The 18,852-nt window shown below is 68.1% G+C and carries 17 protein-coding genes and 1 pseudogene; 9 read left to right on the top strand and 9 right to left on the bottom strand.

What is annotated here, in order from left to right; translation table 11 throughout:
• The first annotated feature begins 144 nt into the window (after positions 1 to 144).
• Both F1544_RS26800 and F1544_RS26805 read left to right on the top strand, forming a co-directional pair.
• Entirely contained in the window at positions 145 to 591 is a 447-nt protein-coding gene (locus F1544_RS26800; RefSeq protein ID WP_208971310.1) for a DUF1016 N-terminal domain-containing protein, read from the top strand.
• A gap of 163 nt (positions 592 to 754) precedes the next feature.
• Entirely contained in the window at positions 755 to 910 is a 156-nt protein-coding gene (locus tag F1544_RS26805; protein WP_244307923.1) for a PDDEXK nuclease domain-containing protein, read from the top strand.
• Between the two features lie 725 nt (positions 911 to 1,635).
• Here F1544_RS26805 and F1544_RS23355 read toward each other — a convergent pair.
• Both F1544_RS23355 and F1544_RS23360 read right to left on the bottom strand, forming a co-directional pair.
• The gene (locus tag F1544_RS23355; protein WP_208971312.1) at positions 1,636 to 1,986 is read right to left on the bottom strand and encodes a transposase; all 351 of its coding nucleotides are present in this window, start codon (positions 1,984 to 1,986) and stop codon (positions 1,636 to 1,638) included.
• 6 nt (positions 1,987 to 1,992) lie between these two features.
• Positions 1,993 to 2,400: an IS110 family transposase gene (locus F1544_RS23360; RefSeq protein WP_208971313.1), complete on the bottom strand. Its 408-nt coding sequence runs from the start codon at positions 2,398 to 2,400 to the stop codon at positions 1,993 to 1,995.
• A 596-nt stretch (positions 2,401 to 2,996) separates the two neighbouring features.
• On the opposite strand from F1544_RS23360, the gene F1544_RS04880 reads away from it, so the two are divergent.
• The 5 genes from F1544_RS04880 to F1544_RS04900 all read left to right on the top strand — a co-directional run bounded on the left by F1544_RS04880 (position 2,997) and on the right by F1544_RS04900 (position 11,475).
• Positions 2,997 to 3,485: a hypothetical protein gene (locus F1544_RS04880; RefSeq protein WP_167582743.1), complete on the top strand. Its 489-nt coding sequence runs from the start codon at positions 2,997 to 2,999 to the stop codon at positions 3,483 to 3,485.
• Positions 3,486 to 5,186: 1,701 nt separating this feature from the next.
• Entirely contained in the window at positions 5,187 to 6,497 is a 1,311-nt protein-coding gene (locus F1544_RS26810) for a glycosyltransferase family 2 protein (protein WP_373368059.1), read from the top strand.
• 92 nt (positions 6,498 to 6,589) lie between these two features.
• Positions 6,590 to 8,509, top strand: a complete 1,920-nt coding sequence (gene glxA / locus F1544_RS26145) for a radical copper oxidase GlxA (protein WP_167582964.1) — start codon at positions 6,590 to 6,592, stop codon at positions 8,507 to 8,509.
• A 277-nt stretch (positions 8,510 to 8,786) separates the two neighbouring features.
• On the top strand, positions 8,787 to 9,917 hold the full coding sequence (locus tag F1544_RS04895; RefSeq protein WP_167582748.1) for a glycoside hydrolase family 6 protein: 1,131 nt from the start codon (positions 8,787 to 8,789) through the stop codon (positions 9,915 to 9,917).
• A gap of 958 nt (positions 9,918 to 10,875) precedes the next feature.
• Positions 10,876 to 11,475 carry a hypothetical protein gene (locus tag F1544_RS04900; protein ID WP_167582751.1) on the top strand — a complete coding sequence of 200 codons (600 nt, stop codon included), beginning with the start codon at positions 10,876 to 10,878 and terminating at the stop codon, positions 11,473 to 11,475.
• 106 nt (positions 11,476 to 11,581) lie between these two features.
• Here the strand turns inward: F1544_RS04900 and F1544_RS23365 are convergent, their stop codons facing one another.
• The 3 genes from F1544_RS23365 to F1544_RS04910 all read right to left on the bottom strand — a co-directional run bounded on the left by F1544_RS23365 (position 11,582) and on the right by F1544_RS04910 (position 13,171).
• Positions 11,582 to 11,974 (bottom strand): hypothetical protein, encoded by a 393-nt coding sequence (locus tag F1544_RS23365; RefSeq protein ID WP_208971315.1) that lies wholly within the window; start codon positions 11,972 to 11,974, stop codon positions 11,582 to 11,584.
• A 151-nt stretch (positions 11,975 to 12,125) separates the two neighbouring features.
• Positions 12,126 to 12,323 (bottom strand): nucleotidyltransferase family protein, encoded by a 198-nt coding sequence (locus tag F1544_RS26815; RefSeq protein ID WP_373368057.1) that lies wholly within the window; start codon positions 12,321 to 12,323, stop codon positions 12,126 to 12,128.
• Positions 12,324 to 12,472: 149 nt separating this feature from the next.
• On the bottom strand, positions 12,473 to 13,171 hold the full coding sequence (locus F1544_RS04910; RefSeq protein WP_167582967.1) for a 2-phosphosulfolactate phosphatase: 699 nt from the start codon (positions 13,169 to 13,171) through the stop codon (positions 12,473 to 12,475).
• A 579-nt stretch (positions 13,172 to 13,750) separates the two neighbouring features.
• Between F1544_RS04910 and F1544_RS04915 the strand changes: the two are divergent.
• Positions 13,751 to 14,173, top strand: a pseudogene (locus tag F1544_RS04915) (IS110 family transposase); the annotation flags it as partial.
• A 624-nt stretch (positions 14,174 to 14,797) separates the two neighbouring features.
• Here the strand turns inward: F1544_RS04915 and F1544_RS04920 are convergent.
• Positions 14,798 to 15,157 (bottom strand): STAS domain-containing protein, encoded by a 360-nt coding sequence (locus tag F1544_RS04920; RefSeq protein ID WP_167582754.1) that lies wholly within the window; start codon positions 15,155 to 15,157, stop codon positions 14,798 to 14,800.
• Between the two features lie 283 nt (positions 15,158 to 15,440).
• Between F1544_RS04920 and F1544_RS04925 the strand changes: the two genes are divergently transcribed.
• Positions 15,441 to 15,851: an ATP-binding protein gene (locus tag F1544_RS04925; protein WP_167582757.1), complete on the top strand. Its 411-nt coding sequence runs from the start codon at positions 15,441 to 15,443 to the stop codon at positions 15,849 to 15,851.
• Between the two features lie 350 nt (positions 15,852 to 16,201).
• Here F1544_RS04925 and F1544_RS25735 read toward each other — a convergent pair whose 3' ends face one another.
• The 3 genes from F1544_RS25735 to F1544_RS04940 all read right to left on the bottom strand — a co-directional run bounded on the left by F1544_RS25735 (position 16,202) and on the right by F1544_RS04940 (position 18,839).
• Complete coding sequence (locus F1544_RS25735; protein WP_167582760.1) at positions 16,202 to 16,969, bottom strand: ANTAR domain-containing protein; 768 nt, start codon at positions 16,967 to 16,969, stop codon at positions 16,202 to 16,204.
• A 621-nt stretch (positions 16,970 to 17,590) separates the two neighbouring features.
• Positions 17,591 to 17,851 (bottom strand): hypothetical protein, encoded by a 261-nt coding sequence (locus F1544_RS04935; RefSeq protein WP_167582763.1) that lies wholly within the window; start codon positions 17,849 to 17,851, stop codon positions 17,591 to 17,593.
• Positions 17,852 to 18,194: 343 nt separating this feature from the next.
• Positions 18,195 to 18,839 carry a hypothetical protein gene (locus F1544_RS04940; protein WP_167582766.1) on the bottom strand — a complete coding sequence of 215 codons (645 nt, stop codon included), beginning with the start codon at positions 18,837 to 18,839 and terminating at the stop codon, positions 18,195 to 18,197.
• Positions 18,840 to 18,852: the final 13 nt, after the last annotated feature.

Raw genomic sequence — 18,852 nt, forward strand, 5'->3', positions numbered from 1 at the left:
GGCTCTTGGGTCTGTAGGCGCGCCCCGGCAACCAGGTCGATGGACGCCCCGCAGAGCTGACGCCGGCGCACCCGCAACTCCTGACTGGCGGGTGCGGCCCACTCAGCCGAGTGCGACAGGATCGCAGCGGGTGCGCGCCGCTAGATGCGAGCTGCCCGGGCCGCCAATACCGAGCTGCTGAGCCTGTACTGGTCTATCGGCCGCGACATCCTCGAGCGCCAGGAGACTACGGGCTGGGGCGTCAAGATCATCGATCGTCTGGCCGCTGACCTGCACGCCGCCTTCCCCAGCAGCGTGGCTGGTCCCGTCGCAACCTGCAGTACATGCGCGCCATGGCCGCCGCCTGGCCCAGCCAGGACTTCGCGCAACGTCCTGTTGCACGACTTCCCTGGGGCACATCACCGTCCTGCTCGGCCGCCTCGACGACCAGGACTGAGAGGCTGGTACGCCGCCGCGGCCACTGAGCAGGCCTGGTCCCGCAACGTCTTGGAGCACCAGATCGCCACCCGCCTGCACCAAAGGTTGGGCGCCGCTTCCTCCAACTTCACCGCCCAGCTGCCACCCGTGGACTCGACCTGGCCCAGCAGCTGACTCGCGACCCCTACGTCTTCGACCACCTTGGCTTCACCGAACCGGTCGCCGAGCGAGAGCTCGAGCAGTCCCTCATGGACCGTCTGCAGCAGACCCTCACCGCCTTCGGCCACCGCATGCCTTCGTCGGCCGACAGGTGCACTTCGGTGTCGATGACACTGAGATGGTCATCGACCTGCTGCTGTTCTCCATCGAGCAAGTCCGTTACGTCGTCGTGGAGCTGAAGGTCGGCCCCTTCTCCCCCGCCTACACCGGTCAGCTCGGCGCCTACGTCGCCCTTGTCGACGACCGGGCCTATCGACCTTATTCGCCCCTATAAGCAACCCTACGGAATGGGGTTCTGCATGGTAGCCGTCCCTGCCGGTGCCTCGACGTACGCCGCGGATGATGTGTCGTCTCTTATCCAATCTGTCGCATTCTCACGGCACCTGTCGCACCTCTCACCTGATCTGTCCACCTCTCACGAGTCTTGTCCTACCGGCCTGACACCGTCTAGCACTCACACCGCTGGTCGCGTCCTCGCTAGCGGCGGGCGAAATCCGCTCATGGACCCCTTCTATGTCAAGGGCCGGGTCTAACGGGGGTCTTGCGCGGTCGGCGGTGGGTGGCGACGATGGGCGTGGCGGGTCCGGGAAGTGACTTCTCCGAAGAGCCGGCATCGGGGTCCGAGCCGGTCGCGCTGGAGCCAGTAGACGCCCCGCTTGCCCTCCCGGGCCCGTCGCCAGGACCTGCTCCGAGGCGCTCTCCTCGACTTCGTGGGAGGACGCCGCCTCCGGGACGACCGGGGTCGCGGCGACCTTGGCGTCAGCGACCATCTGCCGGTAGATGACATCGGACAGGCGCCGCTTCAAGCACCGGATCGCCTCCAGCGGTGACTTCCCCACCGCCAACTTCCGCCGGTAGTAAGCCCGCCCTTCGGTGTCGTGACGGATCTGCACGATCGCGGCGATGTGTAACACCCGGTTGATCCGCCGGTTGCCCAGACGCGACAGACGCTGCCCTGCTGTTGTCACCGCTGGAGGCATCGATCGGTGCGGTCCCGTTTCAGGACGCGAAGTGCCCCTTGGTCGGGAACCGGGCGATGTCGCCGACGTCGCCCAACAACCTCGCCGCCCCTGAGGGGCCGATCCCGTTCAGCTTCAGCAACCCGGAACCGGTCGCGGTGATCAGCTCGGTCAGCTGCTTCTTGGCCGCCTTGATCTTGGTGTCGATCACGGCCAGGTCGGCGATCTTCTCCGCTGCCAACGCGCGCCTGGTCTTGCCGAGGACGTCACGCGGCTTCACGCTCGCCAGCAGCGCCTTGGCATGCGCCGCAGTCAGGAACGTCATAGCCCCACTGGGCATCAGCTCCAGCAGCAGCCCCTGGATGCGGTTGACCGTCTGGGTCCGCAGCACCCCAACTCATCCCGGCGGTCCACCAACAGGCGACGCCATGTTCTCCCCATCGACCTGCACCCGCTGCAAGGTGGGGGTCCTGGCTGCGACCAGGGCGATGGAGTGCGCGTCGGTGGCGTCGGTCTTGCGGCCGTTGCCGGTGGAGAACATTCGGACCCGCGCCGACAGCGTCGCCGGCACATCCACCACCTGCTCACCATCGGCGAGTAGTCGCTGAGCAAGGTGCTTGCCGATCCCGCCCGCACCCTCGACCGCCCACGTCCGCTGCGGCCACTGACGGCCAGCGGTGAGCATGTCCTTGTAGCCGGCAGTGTCGGTGGCGAACCGGCCACCACCGATCATCTGGTGTCGCTGGTCGAGGACCTCGATCGTCGCCGACCGCTTGTTGGGGTCCATCCCGATGATGACGTCCATACCCGCTCCCGCCCTCGAGCCGCCGCCAGACCAGGCGGTTCGGCCGTCACTGCTGGCGAGGATGGGCAGCACTACTTCGAGTGAGACAGTCCCTTCTTGAGCCACACCCGCCGGGCGGTGCCCGACGCTCCGCATGCCATGAGAAAGCCACACCGGGACAGCTGGTGGGCAGTCGAAAAGAGAGCTTCACGTCGGGCACCTCGGCACAGCCTGGCCGGGCCAGCACCGTGGGTCCAGCAAACAAGTAGTCGAAGATTGAGGGCAAGCTGCGCAAGAAGATCACCCGCATCACGACGATGAGCGAATTTGAGGCCCTCACCGAGCGGGGGTCGGCCGATGACGAGAGGTACGTCAGGGCCCGTCGGCGCGCCGCAACACGATCAGCGGGGTCGCGTAGTGCTCGAGCACCCGTCCACCGAGCTCTCGACCGCCCCTGCTGCCGCCTCGGCCGTGTCCCAGTTGCTGGAGGTAGTGAACAAGTCACAGCCATGTGGGTGGCGCGGACGGGGCATGTGGATGACGGGAGGCTCACTCTCCGCATCCTCCCGGCGTCCGCTTGCACGATGGAGCCAACATTCCTGTCCAGAGGAGCCCTGGTGACCCCCCGACGTTTCACGACCCTCTCCTTGACCGCAGCGGGCGCCTCGGTGGTTGTCGCAACGGCCGCGATGATCTTCGCCTACCCGGCGTCAGCCTCGGCGGGTGCGCCCAGCGGGGCGCACATCGACATCATCGGCCTGCCCCACAGCCGCGACGCGGTGCGAAGCGACGTCAAGGTGCGCTACCGCTGCTACACCGGCGGGGACGTCCAGATCGCGGCTCGCGTCTCCGGCCGCACGGTGACGCACTCCAACCGGTGGGCCCGGTTCGGTTACCCGTTCCGGAGCGCTACCTGTGACGGTAGGACGCACCTGACCACCGTCACCGTGGCCGCGCAACCCGCAGCCACCGACGCCACCTTCAGCCCCGGCGAGCGGGTCCAAGTCGCCGTGGACCTGGAGCTGTACGCCTTCGACCCGACGACCCAGGCGCCGTCGACCCGGCGACTCCTCGACGGTGACGTCGAGTACCACCGTCTCCGCTGACCCCAGTAGCCCAGGCGCGCGAAGCTTCGGGGAGCGCCGCGCCAGCACGTCGCGACGGCCGCGGTCCACACCGTCGGCAAGGCTGACCGGTCTCGAGGCTGGCGGCGCTGTCGCCGCCGAACCACCCAGCGCCCGCCGACGTATCGCCTCACCAGGTGCCCGCATCACCGCACGGTGCAAAACAGCCGCGAAAGCGACGGCAGACGTCCAGCCGTCGGCCCGGCGGTGCCGGGGAGCTCGGGCCGCGGCTGCCGGCGCCGGCGCCGACTGACCCTGCCTTACCAAGGCTCCCTAAGACTGCCCCCGAGGAGGAGCTTCGGAGTGGTCTGCAGACCGGCACGCGACCTCGACGCGCCAGGCAACGACACGGTTGACCCAGCGGTACGGTGCGGTGCGGTGCGGCCGGACCGTCCCGCTCGTGACGAGGGTGGCTTCCCGAAGCGGACATTCGCGTCAACACGACGGGCACGTCAGTGGTTCGAGGCTGCATGGTCCCCTCGCCTGAGAGCCGGCGATTCCGTCCGTGGTGAGGCCGAGAGCCCACCACACGGCGACTCTGCGTAACCCCTGGTTTGCGTTGCGAAGTAATCTCGCTCGCGCGGTCGTAGCACTGGTCCGTTCGCGCTACCCGCTTCCCTGGTCCGACCTGGATAGGTCGTATGTTCGTGCAGAGAACGAGAGCATCGACCACAGTTCCTCGAGCATGAGGACGGTGGGCGAGCGAGCAATCCGCGCAGGCACGAGTGTGTGTGACGACGCACTCCGCGCCCTACCAGGCAGCCGACGACGACGACCACCGTGACCTGAGGGTGGTTCGTCGGGAGCCCACGACATGTTCGGCCACACGTTGGTCGATGTGGCGAGCGGGGGCCGCTGCCTGGACGTAGCGAGCGCGGATGGCTCCTCAACCAGCACTACATGGGGGGAACCATGTCGATCACCGACTCCAACCGGATAGAACCGTCGAACGCACTGAGATTGGTGTCGCCGCAGGCATCGAAGCAGGCGACAGCAGCTGCGCAGGCGCCGACTCGTGCGTCGGCGTCACAGGCGGGTGCCACTGCGGAAGTCTCTGGGCCTGCTCTCGCCAGGGACCCTGCTTACACCACCATCGCGGGCCCGGTACAGCCTGTCACGACGCGTGACGGGCGCTTCCAGCCGCAGTGGCGCAACATCGCCGGCTCCCGCCGACGCCTCACCGCGACCATGCTGCTGGCCGGCTTCAACATCCTCTTCGAACTCGCCTTCGCCGTGTGGCTGCTGTGGCCGAACCATCACCCCCAGCACCTGCGCGGGGCGTTGGAGCTGTGGGCGAACGCCCTGGTCATCGCCGCGATCCTCGTCGTGGAACTGCTGCGCCTGATCAACGTCATCTCCCTCTCCGTCGCCTCCGTCATCGCCCGCGATCCGATTCCGGTGCCGGCGGTGCAGGATCAGCGCCTCGCCTTCGTCACCAGCTTCGTGCCGGGCAAGGAACCGCTGCCCATGCTGCAGGCCACGCTGAGGAAGATTCGTCAGGTCCGCGCTCCTGGAGACACCGAGATCGACGTGTGGGTGCTCGACGAAGGCAACGACGCCGATGTGGTGCTCCTGTGCCGTGAGCTCGGCGTGCACCACTTCTCCCGCCACGGCATCGCCCGCTACAACCAGCCCCGCGGCACGTTCAAGGCCAAGAGCAAGCACGGCAACTACAACGCCTGGCTGGACGCGGTCGGCTATGAGCGTTACGACGTGCTGATGTCGGTGGATACCGACCATCAGCCGGAGGCCAACTACGCCGAGCGGATCCTGGGTGGCTTCCACGACCCCGACGTCGCCTACGTCGTCGGCCCGCAGGACTACGGCAACTCCGGTGACGGTTTCGTCCCCATGGGAGCCGAGAGCCAGCAGTTCCCGTTCCACTCAGTGATCCAGCGCGCGGCCAACCGCTACGGCGCAGCCATGCTGGTCGGCACCAACAACGCCTTCCGCCTCTCCGCGCTGCGATCCATCGGCGGACTGCGCGACTCCGTCACCGAGGACATGGCCACTGGCCTGGTCTTCCACACCAGCCGCAACCCAGCGACGGGCAAGCTCTGGAGCTCGGTCTACACCCCCGACGTCCTGGCCGTCGGGGAGGGACCGACCTCGTGGGGGGACTTCTTCAGCCAGCAGGACCGCTGGTCACGAGGCACCTTCGAGGTGTTGCTGCAGGACCTCTGGCGCCGGGCCTGGCGGCTGCGCCCGGGTCACCTGCTGCACTACGCGCTGATCACGACCTTCTACCCCTCCATGGCCATCGCGTGGCTGCTCGGTGCGGTGTGCGTGATGGTGTACGCGGTCGTCGGGACGGGCGGAGTGATCGTGCCGCCGCAGGTGTGGCTGGCCCTTTACCTCGACGCCACTCTCTTCCAGCTGTGGCTGTACTTCATCAACCGCCGCCACAACGTGAGCCCCTTCGAGAAGGAGGGGTCCTTCGGGTTCTCGGGAATGCTGATGTCGATCTTCGCCACCCCCATCTACGCCAGCGCCTTCCTGAAGACCCTGTTCCGCCTGCCCGCGAAGTTCGCCGTCACCCCCAAGGGCTCCAACTCCTCCGCCGATGGACTGTTCGCCTTCCGCCTGCACCTGTTCTGGTTGGGCTGGTTCGCTCTCGCCATCGCCTTGAGCATCGTCAACGGCAACGCCCGCGCGGCGTCGCTGATGTGGCCGGTCGTCTCCATTGTCATCCTATCCGCACCGATGCTGCTCAACCACGTCCACGGACGCCGCACCGCTCAGGCGGCGACCGCCGCTGCGACCGGACGCGTCATCGACCTGACCGCCTTGGAGGGCAGCAATCAATCGCACGGCCACTCAGAGGTCCAGCCGCCCAGCAGCACCACGTTCCCCACTCCCCGCCGCAGCGCGAGGGCTGACCCCTCCGGCGAGGAGCACCTGACGAGTGATCAGGACCCGAAGGACGAGGTCGACCCCGCTGCAGAGACCAACGGCCGCCACAGCGCGGCGAGCACCACGGAGGCCACCTCGTGAAGAACTTCCACCTCTTCCGGCGAACCCGCGGCGCCGAAGCTGCTGGCGCGGCCGGTCAGGCCGGCGGGAGCAGAACCACCGGAGTCAGCGTCCTGCGACGTCCCCGCGATCGTCGCGTCGCCGGCGTGTCCGTGGTCGTCCTGGCCCTGCTCGGAGTCAACGCGGGCCCCGCGGTGGGCGGTGCGCAACTGGGCTACCACGAGTGGCAGGTCCGCACCCACGACTACAAGGCCACCCACGGGTCCTGGAGCACCTTCGAGCTGCCCGAGCAGTACCGCGTCAACGGCATCCACGCCGCCCTGCTCAACACCGGCAAGGTCCTCATCGTCGCCGGCTCGGGCAACGACCGGGAGAACTTCGAAGCCGGCAGCTTCCGCAGCATCGTCTGGGACCCGGCCGACAACACCTTCGACGAGATCCCCACCCCCGAGGACATGTTCTGCTCCGGGCACGCCTTCCTCTCCGACGGCCGCCTCGTCGTCGCCGGCGGCACGCAGCGCTACGAGATCCTCGGAGATGACGTCACCCACGCCGCCGGAGCGGTCACCGTCAAGAACGAGGACCCCGACTCCGCACCGGCGACCTTCCCCAAAGGCACGACGTTCATCTCTCCCGAAGGTGTCGTCTACCTCGCCACCCACGAGTTCGTGCTGCCCCCCGCGCACAAGATGGAGTTCGAAGGCGGAGCCACCGTGCATGCCAGCGAGGTCGTCGTCTGGGCTGAAGCCGTCGACGAAGGAGCCGCCGCCGTCGACACGACGCCGGGCCAGTACACCGTCGGGGGTCTGAGCGGCACCCAGCAGCAGAACATCTACGGCCTGGTCCAAAAGATGACCCTCGACAAGCAGGACTACCAGGGCAGCCAGAGCACCTACGTCTTCGACCCGGTCACCGAGCGCTACAACCGGGTGGCGGACATGAAGTACAAGCGCTGGTATCCCACCGTCGTCCCCCTCTCCGACGGCACCCTGCTGGCGTCATCCGGGCTCGATGGCACCGGACAGGTGCTCACCGGCCAGACAGAGGTCTTCGACCCCACCACGATGACCTGGGCTGAACGCACCGACCTGGAGCGCTACTTCCCCACATATCCCTGGCTTTACCCCACAGCGGAGGGCGAGTTGTTCTACTCCGGCTCCAACACCGGCTACGGCCCGGCCGACGCCGGTCGCCAACCAGGGCTGTGGGACCTGAGCGACAACTCCTTCACTCCCGTGCCCGGCCTGCGCGACCCGGACCTGCTGGAGACCAGCGGCTCCATCATGTTGCCACCGGTACAGAATCAGACCGCCATGATCGTCGGTGGCGGCGGGGTGGGTGAGTCCCCACGCTCAAGTGACCGCACGGCGACCGTGGACCTCACCAGTGAAGCCCCCACCTATGTCGACGGGCCGCGCCTGCCCGAAGGGACCCGCTACCCCAACCTCGTCAACCTGCCCGACGACACGACCCTGATCACCGGTGGGTCCTCGGACTACCGCGGCAAGTCCGCCAGCGACAACCACACCTCCCTGCTCTACGACGCCGCCACCGGAGTGATGCGCGAAGCCGCCTCCCAGCGCATCGGCCGCAACTACCACAGCGAAGCGCTGCTGCTGCCCGACGGTCGGGTCGTCACCGTCGGCTCGGACCCGTTGTTCTCCGACGAGAGCAACAGCATCGAAGGCGTCTTCGAGCAGCGCATCGAGATCTACTCCCCGCCCTACCTCTTCGACGGCACTCAGCCGGCCGTCACCGGCGGAGCCGAGGAGGTGGTCCGCGGGGAACAGGCCACGTACACCCTGGCCGGTGCCTCCGACATCGCCACCGCCAAGCTGATGCGCCCCAGTGCCGTCACCCATGCAACCGACGTCGAGCAGCGCACCGTCGCCCTCGACGTCGACCAGACCGGCGACCAGCTGACCGTCACCATTCCGCAGGACGCCGACATCGCGCCCAGCGGCTGGTACATGCTGTTCGTCACCAACGGTAGCGGCGTCCCGTCACAGGCCCGCTGGGTGCACGTCGCCTAGACGCAGCACCGGTCGGCGCCCGTCTCTCACCCCCCGAGTCGGGCGCCGACCCCTACCCCCACGACCCGCCACCTCCCGTGGACGAGTCCGCCCGGCACATCCCCCGCGCCCTGGCCGGCACGAGGCCGGGGCCGGGCGTCGAGATCACGTCCGCCGTGTCGCGACCCGTGTCAGCCAGACATCCAGGTCGTCCAGGCCCCCACAGCACCGCGCCACCCGTGCCGCCCCGGCCGTCCCAGGCCACTCCCGATAGATTCTCGAAGAGGTCCCAGCACCCATGGATGCCCCGCTCAGCACGGCAACGCGTCACGGCCGCCACCTCGGCCGCCGCCGCCTCGGCCGCAGTCTTGGACGTCGTCCTGAACGCTCCGGCAAGGTCACGGGCCTTGCCGTCCTCGCGCTGGCCGTGAGCGTGCTGGGTCTCCTGCTGAGCGGCTGCAGCCCGGACCGCAGCACCCTTGGCGCCGCATCGCCTCTCAACCCGCTGACCGGTGCCGTCTTCCACGTCAACCCGCAGGGCCACGCCAGTGCTCAGCTGACCCAGTGGGAGAACGACGGCGAACGAGAGAAGGCGTTCTGGTTGCGACGCCTGGCGGAGCAACCTGTCGCGACCTGGCTCACCGGGGCCGAAGCCGACCTCGACGGCGACGTCACACGGCTCACCTTCGCCGCGGCTGCCGCCGGCGAGGTCCCCGTCCTCGTGGCCTACAACATTCCCGGACGCGACTGCGGGTCCTACTCCGCAGGCGGAGCCGCCACCACCGAGGACTACACCCGCTGGATCGACACCCTCGCCCAGGGCATCGCCGATCGCGAAGTCGTAGTCATCCTGGAACCCGACGCCGTCATCCACACCCTCGACGGGTGCGCCTCGGCCGCCGGACACGACCCCCAGGAGCGCTACGTACTGCTGAAGGCCGCCGTCGAGCGGCTGAAGCAGAACCCGGGCACCACCGTCTACCTCGACGGCGGGAACGCCGGGTGGATCACCGATGAGGGCGCGGTCGCGCAGGCCTTGCGCGCCGCGGGCGTCCAGGCCGGCGACGGGTTCGCCCTCAACGTCTCCAACTTCAAGACGACCGCCGACAGCACGACCTACGGACGTGGCATCTCGCGATTGCTCAACGACGCCCACTTCGTCATCGACACCTCCCGCAACGGCTCGGGCCCCGCCCCGGCCGATGGCCAGGGCATCGAGTGGTGCAACCCCACGCACCGAACCCTGGGGCAGGCCCCCACCGCCGACACCGGTGACGCCCTCATCGACGCCTATCTCTGGATCAAGGTTCCCGGCGATTCCGACGGTGCCTGCCGCCCGGGAGAGCCCCCAGCCGGGACCTGGTGGCCCGACTACGCACTGAACCTGACGATGCAGACGCTCATGGGGCACCCCTTCGTCGGGCACTGAGCTCCCCGACCGCTGCGGAACAGGTGTTCACGTGACGACGCCGCCGTCGATCAGCCGCCTGGCGGACCGTGGCCGGGTATGTGCGTGAAAAGCCGGCGCGAGGACCGCGCAGGAAATACGTTGCACGGATCCTGCGGCAGCAGCCGACCGGGACGACCTCACTCATCGAGCACTCGACTCTCGGTGTTCGGCAGCCACAGCCATCACTCTCAGTCGCACCACCTGGCGGACTGACGCGTTCAGGTCAGCTCGTGGACCGGACCGCTTGATCACGGGCCTCACGGGTCGATCGCCTGGATGATCCTTCTCAGGCTACCGGTGGTGCGCGGGTTCGGGGAGGAACGTTGCCGCGAGGCTCCGCAGGCCCAGGTCCGCCGCGGACCGCTGCTCCAGGGCCGCCGCGAGTTGCACGTCGCGCCCGGCGTCCGGTGCCAGGACCGATCCCAGGCGCCCCAGCGCGGTCCGGCAGGCCTCCCCGCACCAGTCCCGGCCGGTGGGCATCGGCCGGCCACACGTCAGGCAGGTCACGCGAACCACTTCGCGGACCGGATGACGCACTTTACCTCGCGGCCGTGGCGGTAGCGGGGCAACTCGAGGAACTCGTCGCGCCCCTCCGCAGCCACGTAGGCGACGAACGCTCCACGGTGCCGTCCGGAGGCACGCGAACGTCCCCCAGCGTCATGACCACGGCCACGAAACCCATGGCGTCGCCACGAAGGCCAGCCGGTCGCCGAGGTGGTGTCCGATCTCGCTCGCCTGCAATGCTCAGCCACACCACGTAGGCGTCGTCCATCTAATGTCGATGAAGTTGGGCTTGGTCGACCTCCTTGGTGATCTTGGTCAGAATGGGTTAACCCTGAGTCGCGTGTGCGTCGGCAGCGCGGGTGGTTGCACCGTGGAGACTCCCGTGATTCGAACGCCCTAGGCAGCGCCTCGGCAAGTCGATATGGTCACCTTCGTGACAGGCGGCAACCGCACGGACTGGGCACTGCAAGCCCTTACTGTCATCGGTCCCATCGTGGTGACGGCCCTGTTTGCCGGGCTAGGCGTCGCTCTAAGAGAGTGGCGCCAAGAACGGGACCAAAACCATCGCTTAAATGCCATGCTTGAACAGGCGGAAAAGGAGGTCCGGTTTCTCAAGTCGTGGACCGATGCCGCCCTCCCGCTCCTTAGTTTAACTGAGCGAGACGAGACGAACACTGAGCTGAAAGACTCCCTTGCAAGGATCCGACGCCGCGTCGATGCAGCTGACCGCGCACCTGTCCACGCAGCAACACGCAACTGGTGGCGCACGCTCTGGCTCAGCGATCTCGAGACGTCCTCGCCTCTTCGGCTGCTCAAGTGGACATATCGCCTTGGACTCTTCCTCTACGCCATAATCGCGTATTCCTTCTTCAGTTACGAGCGAGATCCTGAACTCTCATGGGCCACGTGGTTCTTCGTCCGAGTAGCGGCCCTCGTCATTCTGGCGATTCCGGCATTGATCATGCGGGCCATCTATCGCGCTCGTACAGACACCCCGCACCCCGCACCGCGGGTAGGGGGAGAAGATAACTGAGCCTCCCTCGACTAAGAACCCTCGCCCTGGCCTGGCCTGGCCTGGCCCGGCCAGGACGCGCGTACGCGGAAGCCAAGGTCACGCGCGGCTGGAAGAGCAGCACCGTTCAGTCCGCTCGACCAACTGCTGCCGCGTCCAGCGCACCGCTCAGCGCATCCGCCCCACCATCGGGGGCGGCGAAGACCGCGTCGACGTCCTTGCTGAACCCCGCCGGGACCCCCGGCAACCGCCCAGCCGTCGCGACCGCGCCCTTTTCGTTGACCACCCACCGTCCCGCGGGGGCGTGCAGCGCATGAGCGCACAGCAGCACCGCCCGGAACAGGCAGCCCGCCACGTAGCCGCTGTCCCCGCGAGGGGCAGCCTTGCGAGCCCCACCGAGGATGGAGTTGGCCTCCCACAAGCCAGTGACCACCGCTTCCCGCAACCGCGGCGGGTAGATGCCCGCAGCCTGGCGCAGGGCGGTCAGCTCCCCGCTGGAGTCGGCCAGCACGACGGCCAAGCCCGCCTTCCCGCGTAGGCGAAGCTGGGCACCCCCAGGGGGTGCCCGGTCTGAAAGTGCCACGAGAAGCGGCCCTCCTGTGCTTCTTGCCAGCTGTGCTGCGCGCGGTTGAGGTCGCGGTAGAGCCAGTCGACGGCGACGCCGTCGATGCTCAACCACCCCCCGCCGTCGACCCACGGCTCCACTGACCGGAAATCGTGACCGCGGCGTCAGGGCCGGCGAGCTCCCGAGCGAGGAGAGTCAACGCCGCCACGTCCACGGGCGGTCGGTAGTACAGCCCCAGGTCGACGTTAAAGCTCGGTGTGTGTTCACCGCGGGCACGGCTACCGCCGAGGGCGGCCGCATCCACCCCCCGGTACAAGGATTACCCGCTGGGCCAGGTCTCGTAGACGCGCGTCGCTGAGCATCCGCACAGCATGCCGCCGACCCGGCGCACTTCGTCGAGGGTTTTCTCGGTCATGTCCCGTCTCGCGCGCTGTCCTGCCACCAGCTCTGACGTCATACTGCCCGCGCGTCTCGGAACGTTCCGTTCACCAGCCCGGGCACCACCTGGCTGACATCAACCTCACCCGCGACAGCAACGTCCCCGGCCAATCCCATCGCCATCAACTCGCGGCCATTGGCGCAGCCTTGTAACGCGTGATTCAGGTCGGCCCGAACGCCGTCGTAGGCATCAGCGGCCATGACCGCTTCCACCGACAGACCCACCCAACCTCGCCGACGCAGACCGGCGATGACCGCCCCAGCCCCCCACAGGTCCTCCACCGCCGGTCGCAACTGCCCTCCAGGCCAGTGCTCCCCAGCCGCGATGACCAGCACCTTCGCCTTCTGCCAGCCGTGCTGCTGACTCAGCCACGACGCCACCGCCTCAGCGTTGCGCAGCGAGGCCGCTACAACGTGAACGCCGGCGTCGCTCAGCCGGTGGGCGATGGTGGCTCCGTTCGGTGAGGGCAGGACCAGCCGCTGCAGCTGCGGGCCAGCCGCGCGCACCGTCAGCGGTGACAGGCTCACCTGCCCCGGTCGGGCGAGGGAGCGCCCCACCGCCAGGACAGCGTCGTGTCTAGCGGCGAAGTCAGCTGCGCCCTGGTCGGCCCACCGGTACGGCAGAATCTCGACCCCGCGGTCGAGAGCGACGCTCAGCGTGGTGGTGAAGGAGAGGACGTCGACGACGACCGCAACGTCGCACGCCGGCGCCATGGCCTCTGCGGCCGCCAAGCCCCACCATGTCGCCCTCCATGCCGCCGCCGCGAAGCCGACCTGGCGAGCGGCTCCGTCGCGCTGGCGGTGGTGGGCAGCGCTACATCGAGCACGACAGACCCCTCTTGAGCCTCACCCCCGCCGGGCGGTGCCCGACCCTTCGCACGCCATGAGAGAGCCACACCGATCAAGCTGGTGGGCAGCCGCTAGGAAGAGCGTCGTGTCGGACACCTCGACACAGCCTGGCCGGGCCGTTGCCGTGAGGGAAGTGAACAAGTAGCCGCTGGTCGCGCGGGACGCGCGCTCACTGCGCAGACTTTTCCCGCCAGCGGGTCTCCTGGGGCACCGTGTGCGGTGCCAGTAGCAAGGAGCTGCTGATGCACCTGGTCCCACCGGATCGCCGCCCAATGCGCGCAGACCTCGAAGGTCCGGGATGAGTAACGCGGGGTCCGGTGGTCCCCGGACGGGAGTGACTGGCGACAAGGCTATGCGCCATCGAGCGCCGATCAGTGAGCGACGGCTTCCACGTCCTGAGACCACCAGATGCCCACCTGCTGCGCCAACAGCAAGGAGGACACGATGAGTGTCGAACAGATCGACCGCACTCGTACAGAGGTGGCCGCGAGCCCTTCTGCATCAACCGCAGGCATTGACTGGGCCAGCGCTGACCACGCTGTCGCCGTCGTCGACGCTTCGGGCACCCAAGTCGTCCGGGAGATGGTCGAGCACACCACTGCTGGGCTGAGGCAGATGACTCGCCTGCTGACCCGTGCTGGTGTTCGCGAGGTCGCCATCGAACGCGGCGACGGACCCATTGTCGATGCGCTGCTCGAGGCCGGGTTCACCGTCTTCGTCATCGCCCCCGGGCAGGTGAAGAACCTGCGCCACCGCTACGGCGCCGCGGGGAACAAGGACGACCACTTCGACGCCTACGTCCTGGCCGACACCCTGCGCACCGACCACCACCGCGCGCTGGGTCGTGGTCCTCACCGGACCGCCACCGTTCCACGAGGTCACTGCCCAAACGCCGCCTCTGCCATCGACGCAACACCCTGAGCTCCGCGCTAGCCGAGCATGGAAGTTCCTGAGACGTGATTCCCGCCGACCCCGCCGAAGACGCGGGGACGCACGAGGCCGTCGGCCGAACCCCGGAACTTCCGAACGTCGGTGTGGTGCGGCAACGACCGACATGCAACGGGGCCTCGCGGTTGGCAAGATCGTCGTGTACTACGAGTCATCGTCGACGTGGGCAACGGTCAGCTCTACGGGGTTCGAAGCGTTGGCGCGCTGGCAGCACCCCTCCCGCGGCCTGCTGCACCCGGCGGCCTTCTTCCCCGGTGGCCGAGGACTCCGACCTCGTCATCGACCTCGACCTCGTGGTCTTCCAGCAAGCCGGCCGTCAGCTGCGCCGCTGACAGGAGCGCGGGATCTAGAACTGGAAACCGTCGTGGAGGGCAACACCTGCGCCGAGAGCACGGCGCACGCGCTGCGTCGGGGCTGCCGCCTGGCGCAGGGCTACCCTACTCCCCGCCCCTCCCGGCGGCCTAAGTGCGGTGGTGACGGTGAATCTCGGCCGGCGGCGCCGTGGAGGTCCGGACGACCTCGTCTCTCGCTGACCCGTCGCCTTTAGGGCTCCTCGGTGAACAGCGCCCGGGCACCGCAGACGCCCGCGACCCGCCGCAGCAAAGCGGACGGACGCAGCAGTTGCGGACGTCGCCCGACGGCTTGCATCCGCTGGTGCACGAGTTGTAGCGCGGAGATTCCCGACAGATCACAGAACGTCAGCCCACCCAGGTCCAGCTGCAGATCCGCTCGTCCCTGACGCAGCTGGTCCTCGACCGCGGAGAACAGCACAGCGACGCTTTCTACGTCCAGCTCGCCCCGCAGGTGGATCAGGGTCGACGACCCGATGACCTCTACCGGGCAAGTCAGAACGGGTGCCTCGTCCGTCGGGATGGGCACGGTGCCGACGACTGGTGGTTGCACAGCATCCTCCGCGACAGGCCCGGCAGCTGACGGTCAGAAGGCACTAAAAGCTCAGCCAACCGTGCGACGGTCACTGGCGGGCGCTGGTTGGACCCACACCGGGTCTGATCCTAAGCAGACACCGGGTCGGGCGCCAGGGGATGACAGGACGGCAGTGGTCGGCAGACCACAGGCATGCCACCGGCGGGCGTCCGAACGCGTTGGACATGCGCACGTCGCCGACATGGCGTTCAGTGAGACACCTCGGGCCGTCCGGCCCGGCAACGACGGCGGAGGGGCTCGCATGCCAACCTCCGGTGCGATGGACGGATCTCCGGCTCACCACCTGAACCTGCAGCTGGTCGACGACCTCAGCGCAGGCCGCCGAGCCCGGGCCGTCCTTCGCGGGTGCTGCCACGAGTGGGGCGTCGGTGAAGCGGCGTGCCAGGTGGCGTTGCTGTTGGGCAGCGAACTGGTCACCAACGCCGTCGTTCACGCCGCTGGCCCTGTCCGCCTGTGCGTCGAGATCGACGCGCAGTTCCTGCGGTTGGCCGTCTCTGACGCCAGCCCGGAGCAGCCCCGCCGTCGGGCGGCACCGCCCGAGGCCGGCGGCGGCCGCGGGCTGCTCCTGCTTGAGGAGCTGTCCCGGGAGTGGGGCGTGCGCAAGGTCCCCGAAGGTAAAGCCGTGTGGTGCCTCATTCCGCTGAGCCTCTGAATCTCCGAGGCCCCCGAGTCGTCGCCCCTGGAGCGGGGGTGCCCTGCGGCATCGCAGACCGCAGTCGCCGCTTGTTGAACCTTGGCGCCGTCCGCGGGCCGTCTGCGCATAATCTTGGGGTCCTTGCCGACGCAGCGCACTCGTCCGCAGCTGAGCGCCGCCGACGCCGGTGATCAGTTCTCGTCGCTGGGGTAGGGCCAGCCACGGCTTCGGACCGCGCCGCGAGGTCGTCCGCTTACCCCCGAAATCGTAGGTGTCGGGCGTCCCGTCGGCCTTCCATGAGCTGCCGCGAGCCCCACGCCACCATAGCCGCTGCAACCGTCGCCGATGCAGCCCTAAAGCATGCATGCTCAGGGCAGGCGTGGATGATCACCGCGCACGGCGGCAGCGACCATCTCTGCGGCGATGTCGCGCAGCTTGCGGTTGGTGCGCTGGGAGCGCTTGGTGAGCATCAGGAACGCTTCGTCGGCGTCACAGCCGGCGTAGCCCATGACGATGCCTTTGGCCTGGTCGATGACCGCACGACTCGACATGGCCGCGTGCAAGTTGATGGCCTCCCGGTCTCGTCTGGCCAGGAGGGCTGCGTTGGCCAAGGTGGCGGCGGCGTAGGTACCGAACATGACGGCAGCGGCCTCGGTCTGGGAACTGAAGGACTGCGCGCCGCGCAAGCGGTAGACGGTCAGTCCGCCGTGGACATGCGCCGGTAGGGACAGTCCAGAAGCCAGGACACTGGTGACGCCTTGGCGTCGGGCCACAGCGGCGAAGTCGCGATAGCGGGTCGCGGCGGCGGTGTCGTCGATGCGGATGACGCTGCCGGTGGTGGCTGCGTCCAGGCCGGGGCCGAAGCTGGCGTCGTACTGGCGCTCGTCGAGGGTGGCCGCCAGGGAGCCGCTGAAGACGGCGGTTCGGGTCCGGTCATCTTCGATGAGCACGATGGACACCTCATCGACGTCCGGGATGCTCGCGACGGCGAGCAGGCAGATGTCGTGCAAGAGCGCGGCGAACGGCTTTGCGCCCAGCACGAAGCCCCCGAAGTGGCGCAGAGCCGACAGGGCATCCAGCGGGACCGGAGCCTGAGCCACACGCGACTCACTGATCATGAGCGTCCCTTCGTCCACCACACCTGGTCGGCACCTGGAGGAGGATCCGACCAGCGCGTGAGCGCTGGACCGTCAGCGATCGCCGGCGGTCGCTGCGGGCTGTGGGTCCAACCGGTGCGCGGCTGAGGCGTAAGGAGCTGACCGCAGCCGCGGTGTTGCAGTCGTCACAGTATGTACGCACCTTGAGCGGTACGCGGGGCACAAGTGGACTCAGAGAGCGCCGACCTGAGGACAAGGACCTGGTACGTGAACCGTCCTCGGTGCTGCGCAAGCGGGCGCCGCCGCTCCCCGCCGCGCTCATTGGGCTTTCAGCTGCGTAGGGTGGTGGCGGGGCTCACTGCGTACTGCGCCTGATACGCGGCGCCGAAGCGCCCTCGCGGGGGCTACGAGACGATCGCCGCTCTGCTCATCGCCGCCCACGGTGGCCTGGTGGCGGTGCTGGACATCGAACTGCCCCACGACCCCGGCGACGTCACGCGCGTAGCGGACAGCGCACCTCGGCGGGCGCTTCAGAGGTAAACCGCAAGATCTAGATGAATGCCTTCCGGCGTCCAGCAGCCCTTGCCCCGCGAGCTATTTTAAGCTTCCGCCGCCAGCGGATCGACACTTCTGATGCGACAATCAAGTCGATTAGGCGGTTCACGACCAAGGCTTCACCTTGCGCTGGTCGGGAATGCGCGCCACGTCCACCCCGTGCCCCGTCAGCACAAGCGAGCACATGCTCTCCGCCTGGTCCGCGACTTCGCGCGTCTGCGGGCGAGGGTGACTGTTTTGTTGGCTGCCTTCATCGGTCCCCCTATTGGCGTCAGCGCTCTGCACGTCGCGCCACAACGACAAAAGGGTCACGACCACCATGAACGCGGCTAAGCCTGCGAACACGAGATGCTCCAGCCAATCCACGACGCCGCACCTTCCGCAGCCGATGATTCCTGTAGCCAGTCTGCCCCTGCGAAGGCGAACGCGAGCGGTGAAGTCTCCTCGACGGCGATGAGCACATGCGCTGACCAAGGTCAGGGCCCGGTGAGGCAACCGCATGGTCATACCGCCGACTAGGACGTCGAGGATGCCCGCTGACGGGTCGGGCTCTGTCAGCGACGCTCGAGCGTGGCGCGGGAGACACCGATGGCGGCGCGGTCTTGGCTGTGACCTTCAGCGGTGGGTGGCGTGGTTCTGACGGCGTTGACTGGCGGGTCCATGGAGCGCGACCAGCGGCACGACCAAGCGCAAGCACAGCGCCTGCAGGTCAGTGATGGCCTCGTGCGATGCGCCTCTGTCCCTCATTCGCACCAAGGGCGGCCACAACGGCTGAGTCTTCGTCCGCGGCGAGTAGACCCACCACGTCCTGGGGTAGGTGGTCGTCACTGGCCAGGTACCAGCGGGTGATCGGCGAGCCTTCCTGGGCTAGATGACGTGCCCGTTGCGGATCCGGGCGCAGACCGTCAGAGGGCGTGTCGGCCCGCTCGATGGCCAGCTGCATCAGTGCCCGGACCTGGTGCTTGCCTAGCCTGCGCTCGGCCGCCGTGTACAGCGTGAGGACCACCTGCCCGCCAGACCAGGTGTTCCAGTCCGGGTCCGGCTGGCCGGGCTGCAGCACTTCGACCTGCCCGGATTCGATGAGGGCGCGCAAGGCGGCGGCCAGGTGGAACAAGTGATCGTCCTCACCCGTGCTGGAGATCGACAGGTTGGGTGCGTGGTCGCTGGACTCCACCGTCCAGGAGGCGTCAGCGGTGCAAGACCACGACCCGCTGCCCGTCCGGCGCACCCAGCCGGACTCGACTAGCGCGGCGGCCATCGCTTCTGCGCTACTAAGCAGGTCGTCACTGACGGCGCGCTTGGCCAGCTCCAGAACACTGTCAGGGACCCAGTGCGTCTTGCTGGCAGTGGTCATGACGGTCCTCCTG

It is taken from the genome of Kineococcus rubinsiae (genome assembly GCF_011839805.1).
GTDB lineage: Bacteria > Actinomycetota > Actinomycetes > Actinomycetales > Kineococcaceae > Kineococcus > Kineococcus rubinsiae.